The sequence below is a fragment of the Pseudomonas sp. 05N434 genome, from assembly GCF_056396965.1.
Map to the genome: position 1 here is coordinate 1 of NZ_JBFTMK010000317.1, position 5,853 is coordinate 5,853.

7 protein-coding genes are annotated in these 5,853 nt (G+C 60.3%); 2 read left to right on the plus strand and 5 right to left on the minus strand.

What is annotated here, in order from left to right; translation table 11 throughout:
• Window positions 1-140: 140 nt before the first annotated feature.
• From AC1DLB_RS19150 to minC, 5 genes are all read right to left on the minus strand, one after another.
• On the minus strand, window positions 141-1,430 hold the full coding sequence (locus AC1DLB_RS19150; protein WP_018925179.1) for a M18 family aminopeptidase: 1,290 nt from the start codon (window positions 1,428-1,430) through the stop codon (window positions 141-143).
• Between the two features lie 256 nt (window positions 1,431-1,686).
• Window positions 1,687-2,322 carry an RluA family pseudouridine synthase gene (locus tag AC1DLB_RS19155; RefSeq protein ID WP_018925180.1) on the minus strand — a complete coding sequence of 212 codons (636 nt, stop codon included), beginning with the start codon at window positions 2,320-2,322 and terminating at the stop codon, window positions 1,687-1,689.
• 91 nt (window positions 2,323-2,413) lie between these two features.
• A complete protein-coding gene (gene minE, locus AC1DLB_RS19160) occupies window positions 2,414-2,668 on the minus strand; it encodes a cell division topological specificity factor MinE (RefSeq protein WP_477785449.1) in 255 nt (84 codons plus the stop codon).
• On the minus strand, window positions 2,668-3,480 hold the full coding sequence (minD, locus tag AC1DLB_RS19165) for a septum site-determining protein MinD (protein WP_007940844.1): 813 nt from the start codon (window positions 3,478-3,480) through the stop codon (window positions 2,668-2,670). The genes minE and minD overlap by 1 nt, the downstream gene beginning before the upstream one ends.
• A 201-nt stretch (window positions 3,481-3,681) precedes the next feature.
• The gene (gene minC / locus AC1DLB_RS19170; protein ID WP_026331736.1) at window positions 3,682-4,419 is read right to left on the minus strand and encodes a septum site-determining protein MinC; all 738 of its coding nucleotides are present in this window, start codon (window positions 4,417-4,419) and stop codon (window positions 3,682-3,684) included.
• A 118-nt stretch (window positions 4,420-4,537) separates the two neighbouring features.
• Between minC and AC1DLB_RS19175 the strand changes: the two genes are divergently transcribed.
• Together AC1DLB_RS19175 and AC1DLB_RS19180 are read left to right on the plus strand one after the other, a co-directional pair.
• A complete protein-coding gene (locus tag AC1DLB_RS19175) occupies window positions 4,538-5,470 on the plus strand; it encodes a lipid A biosynthesis lauroyl acyltransferase (RefSeq protein ID WP_477785450.1) in 933 nt (310 codons plus the stop codon).
• A gap of 35 nt (window positions 5,471-5,505) precedes the next feature.
• Window positions 5,506-5,853, plus strand: a 348-nt coding sequence (locus AC1DLB_RS19180; RefSeq protein ID WP_477785451.1) for a patatin-like phospholipase family protein, incomplete at its 3' end; no start/stop codon positions are given.

The window sequence follows — 5,853 nt, forward strand, 5'->3', positions numbered from 1 at the left end:
CTCCCGTTGGGCTGCGAAGCAGCCCCAAAACAAAGCAACATCGGCTAATCAGCCAGACCGAGTTTGCCAAGTTACGACTGCTTCGCAGCCGAGCGGGAGCAAGCTCCCTCGCCACAAAAGTTGCCTTTTAATTACAAGGGTTATGGCAACTCGCGGCAGGCGTAGAACGCGCTCAGCACTTTGACCAGGTGTGCCAGGTCATGGCTACCGCACAGCTCGCGGATCGAGTGCATGGCGAATGTCGGCAGGCCGATGTCCACGGTGCGCACGCCCAGGTGGCTGGCGGTGATCGGGCCGATGGTCGAGCCGCAGCCCATGTCGCTGCGCACCACGAAGCTCTGCACCGGTACTTCTTCGGCCATGCACAAATGACGGAAGAACCCGGCGGTTTCGCTGTTGGTGGCGTAGCGCTGGTTGCTGTTGACCTTGATTACCGGGCCGGCATTGAGTTTCGGGCCGTGGTTGGCGTCGTGCTTGTCGGCGTAGTTCGGGTGCACGCCGTGGGCGTTGTCGGCCGAGACCAGCAGGGATTTCTGAATGGTCCGTACGAATTCATCCCCTTCGGGCAACAGGCGACGCAGGGTTTGCTCAAGCATCGGACCGTCAGCGCCACAGGCCGAGCAGGAACCGACTTCTTCGTGATCGTTGCAGACCAGCACGCAGGTTTCGTCGGTTTCAGTCGTCAGCAATGCTTGCAGGCCGGCGTAGCACGACAACAGGTTGTCCAGGCGGGCGCCCGCGATGAAATCGCCATGCAGTCCAATGACCGCGGCGCTTTGGGTGTCGTAGAAGCTTAGCTCGTAATCGAGCACCACATCGGCATTCAGGCCATGTTCGCGGGCCAGCTGATCGGTGAGCACGGCGCGGAAGTCCACGCGTTCGTCACCGGCGAATTGCGCGAGAATCGGCGGCAGTTCGGTCTGGGCATTGATCGCCCAGCCCATGTTGGCTTCACGGTTGAGGTGAATGGCCAGGTTCGGAATGATTGCAACGGGAGCCTTGAAGTCGATCAACTGGCTCTCGACCTTACCATCGCGACGGAAGGTCACGCGGCCGGCCAACGACAGATCGCGGTCGAACCACGGCGCCAGCAGTGCACCGCCATAGACTTCGACGCCCAATTGCCAGAAGCCCTGGCGTTGCAGTTCCGGCTGGGGTTTGACCCGCAGGCACGGGCTGTCGGTGTGCGCGCCGACCAGGCGAATGCCGCCATGCAGGGGCGAATGACGGCCCATTTTGAACGCGACGATCGAAGAGTCGTTACGGGTGACGTAGTAACGGCCATTGGCTTCGGTGGTCCATGGTTCGCGCTCGTCGAGGCGCACAAAACCGGCCGCTTCCAGGCGTTGGACAAGGCTGGCGGTGGCATGGAACGGGGTAGGGGAGGCCTTGAGGAAGTCGATCAGGCCTTGGTTCAACTCTTCGCGCATAAGAAGCTCCAGACAGCAGTGGCGCCAGTTTAACGTATTGAAAGCGCAAAGTGCGGCGGGCCTGATGTTGGCGGCGCGTGAGATTTAATGTGGCGAGGGAGCTTGCTCCCGCTCGGCGGCGCAGCGGCCGCAAATCCTGCTTGCGCGGTGTGCCCGACAGAATACGGTCGCTGGTTTTGGGAGTGCTCCGCACTCCAGCGGGAGCAAGCTCCCTCGCCACAACAGCTCCCTCGACACCGAAGCCTGGGCACCGCCGTTAGAACGGCGCCGGGCACTCGAAGCGCAGGCGTTCGCCGCTTTGCGGATGAGTGAAGCTCAGCATGCTCGCGTGCAGGCAYAGGCGTGGCCAGGCAGCCAGGGCTTGCGGATGGGCATAGAGCCCGTCACCCAGCAGCGGGTGGCCGATGGAGAGCATGTGCACGCGCAACTGGTGAGAACGGCCGGTGATTGGCGTCAGCTCGACGCGGCACCAGTCGCCACAACGCTCCAGTACACGCCAGAAAGTCAGGGCGTGCTTGCCGAATTCGTGGTCCACCACATGCCGTGGCTTGGTCGGCGGATCGTAGCGCAGGGGCAAATCGATGCTGCCACTGTCCAGTTCCGGTTGTCCCCAGCACAGGGCGGTGTAGGCCTTTTCGGTTTCGCGGTCGTGAAATTGCCGAGACAGCTCGCGATGAGTGTCCGGGTCACGGGCCAGCAGAATGATGCCGGAGGTTTCCCAGTCCAGCCGATGGACAATTCGCGCTTCCGGGTAGCCGTTTTCTTGCAGGCGCGTAATCAGGCAGTCCTTGTTGTCATCAGCCCGTCCGGGGACGGAGAGCAACAGGGTCGGTTTATCCACCACCAGTACGGCGGCGTCCTGATAGATGATGCGGATGTTGGACAACGGCATTAAAACAGCCTCGTAACAAACGCCAACGGCGACTCAGGCCCCCTCCAGTCATGGAAGGGCCCTGAGCCGCCGTGGCTCCCGCCGGATCGACTCAGYGATCGGGCAGGGTGATATTGAGTTCCAGAATCGAGCAGCTGCCCTGGTTTTCCAGAGCGACGTGCACGTCATCGGACCCGATATTGACGTACTTGCGGATCACTTCCACCAGTTCCTTCTGCAAGGCTGGCAAGTAGTCCGGCGTACTGCGTTGGCCGCGTTCATGCGCCACGATGATCTGTAGACGCTCTTTCGCTACCGAGGCGGTACTGGGCTTTTTGTTGGCACGAAAGAAGTCAAAAAGGTTCATTACCTACCTCCAAAAAGTCGCTCGAAGAATCCCTTCTTCTCGACATCGAGGAAACGATGGTCCACGGTCTTGCCCAACAGACGATCGACAGCATCGCTGTACGCCTGGCCGGCGTCGCTCTGGTCGTCGAGAATCACCGGCACGCCCTGGTTGGAGGCCTTGAGGACGGCTTGCGATTCCGGAATCACGCCCAGCAGGGTCACCGCGAGGATTTCCTTGACGTCTTCGACGCCGAGCATTTCGCCGTTGACGACGCGCGTAGGGTTGTAGCGGGTCAGCAACAGGTGTTCCTTGATCGGGTCTTCGCCGTTTTCGGCGCGACGGGACTTGCTGGCCAGCAGGCCAAGCATGCGGTCCGAGTCACGTACGGAGGAGACTTCCGGGTTGGTCACGACGATCGCTTCGTCAGCGAAGTACATGGCCAGGTGGGCACCTTTCTCGATACCGGCCGGGGAGTCGCAGACCACGAATTCGAAGTCTTCTTTCAACTGCATCAGGACTTTTTCTACGCCTTCCTGGGTCAGCGCGTCTTTATCGCGGGTCTGACTGGCGGCCAGCACGTAGAGGTTTTCCAGGCGCTTGTCTTTGATCAGGGCCTGTTGCAGGTTGGCTTCGCCGTTCACCACGTTGACGAAGTCATACACCACGCGGCGCTCGCAACCCATGATCAGGTCGAGGTTACGCAAGCCGACGTCGAAGTCGACGATAACTGTTTTGTGACCACGCAGAGCGAGGCCGGTACCGATAGCGGCGCTGGTGGTGGTCTTACCCACACCACCCTTGCCGGATGTAACCACGAGAATCTTGGCCAAGGTGTTTTACCCCTAAGGAAAAAGGACGTTTAGCCCCTGAAAAACATCTCTTGAAAAACTACTGCAGTCGGACAGCCTTGGCTGGAATCCGGTTTTGAGCGGTATCTACCCCCGGTAAACACTGCTTTTAGCCTTTTTCCTACTTCGTTTGAGCCGGTTTCGCTACGTTTTAGAGATGCTTGGAAAATGCGGCAGTATCCGTTAAAGCCGAATGATGTTCAACACGTCACCCGACAGGCTGACTTGTACTCCGGCGCCCCACAATGGATCGCGGCGCAGGTCCTCGGAAACCTTGTAGTGACCGGCGATGGAGACCAGTTCAGCGGTCATTTGCTGACAGAAAATCCTGGCTTTCGTATCACCTTTGACACCGGCCAGCACACGACCGCGCATTGCGCCGTATACATGGATGTTGCCGTCGGCGAGAAGTTCCGCCCCCGGGCTGACCGACGAAATCACCACCAGATCGCTGCCCTGGGCATAAATCTGCTGGCCACCACGTACTGGCGACGTGATGATTTTCGTCGGTTTGATGGTCGGCTCCGGTGGTTTTTCCGGTTTTTTCGCTACGACGCCTTCGAGCGGGTCGAGCGGGCGTTCCCGCGCGCCGGACGGCGGCAGCACTGGCAGATCCACCGCAATGGCGGCGGCGATGTCTTCAATGCGGCTGGCACGGATCGCCAGGGTGCGCAGGCCATGCTGGCGGCAGATGCGCATCAATCCCGGCAGGTCGACCGAGCCTTCGCTGGCCGGGAGTTTGTCCAGGGCCAGTACCAGCGGCGCGTTACTGAAGAAGTTGGGCGCCTGGGCGACCTTGGCGGCCAGTTGCCGATCAAGGTTCTCGAGGTCGTTACGGGCCAGTTCCAGCACCGTAATGGCCAGCATGCTGCCCTTCAACTGGAACACGGGATCTTGGTCTAGCGGTTCGGTTTGGCTCATGGTCGGCATACAACGGCTTGTCACTAAAAGTGCCGAGACTTATAACGAGAACGCCCGCAGGCCGCAAGCCGGGTCGAACGATGTAGAATGCGCGGCCATTAACTTTCCGGAACCTTTAATGGAACGCCCGCGATTTCGAACAGCATTTCTTTCTCCGCGTTTCTGGCCGCTGTGGTGTGGCCTGGGGCTGTTGTGGCTGATTGTGCAGTTGCCGTATCCGGCGTTACTGGCGATCGGTCGCGCCCTGGGCGCATTGATGTACCGAGTGGCCGGCGACCGACGGCGCATTGCCAAGCGCAATCTTGAGCTGTGTTTCCCTGAAAAATTCGCTGCCGAGCGCAAACGCCTGCTCAAGGAAAACTTCGCGTCCACCGGCATCRCCTTCTTCGAGATGGCCATGAGCTGGTGGTGGTCGCGCAAGCGTCTGGCGAAACTGGCCCATGTCGAAGGCCTGGAGTATTTGAAACAGGCTCAGGCGCAAGGCAAGGGCGTGATTCTGATGGCTGTGCACTTCACTACGCTGGAGATCGGCGCAGCGTTGCTCGGTCAGCAACACACCATCGATGGCATGTACCGCGAACACAAGAATCCGCTGTTCGACTTCATCCAGCGCCGAGGCCGCGAGCGGCATAACCTCGACTCGCTGGCGGTGGAGCGCGACGACGTGCGTGGCATGCTCAAACTGCTGCGCGCAGGGAGAGCGATCTGGTACGCACCGGATCAGGACTATGGCGCCAAGCAAAGTATCTTCGTGCCGCTGTTCGGGATTCAGGCGGCGACTGTCACCGCCACCAGCAAATTCGCACGCTTGGGCAAAGCGCTGGTAGTGCCGTTCACCCAGGAGCGCCTGGCTGACGGCAGCGGTTATCGACTGGTGATTCATGCCCCGCTCGAAGGCTTTCCCGGCGAGACGGAAGAGGCCGATTGCATTCGGATCAACCAATGGGTGGAGGGTGCGTTGCGCGAATGTCCGGAGCAATATCTCTGGGCGCATCGCCGCTTCAAGAGCCGCCCACCGGGCGAGCCGAAACTGTACGCCAAACGCGGTTGAGTCACCGATCCCTTTAAGCACCATGGAGTGTTGCAATGAGTCCTGCTGAACCGGTTACAGGGTTGATTCTTTCCGGCGGTGGGGCTCGTGCGGCCTATCAAGTAGGCGTGCTGGCAGCGATTGCCGAGCTGCTGCCGATGGGGGCGACGAATCCGTTTCCGGTGATCGTCGGCACCTCGGCCGGTGCGATCAATGCGGTCAGCCTGGCCAGTGGGGCGATGGATTTTCGGAGTGCGATCGAGCGTCTGACGGCCTTCTGGCAAGGTTTTCGCAGCCATCTGGTATTACGCAGCGATTGGCCGGGGGTGATTCATCAGGCCGCCCGTTTTGTCAGTCACAACCTGATGGGCATTGGCTCGCCGGTGCCGGTGGCCCTGCTTAAC

Coding starts and splice junctions, on each gene's coding strand:
- AC1DLB_RS19150 (WP_018925179.1), bottom strand. CDS start 1,430: ATGCGCGAAGAGTTGAACCAAGGCCTGATCGACTTCCTCAAGGCCTCC.
- minC (WP_026331736.1), bottom strand. CDS start 4,419: ATGAGCCAAACCGAACCGCTAGACCAAGATCCCGTGTTCCAGTTGAAG.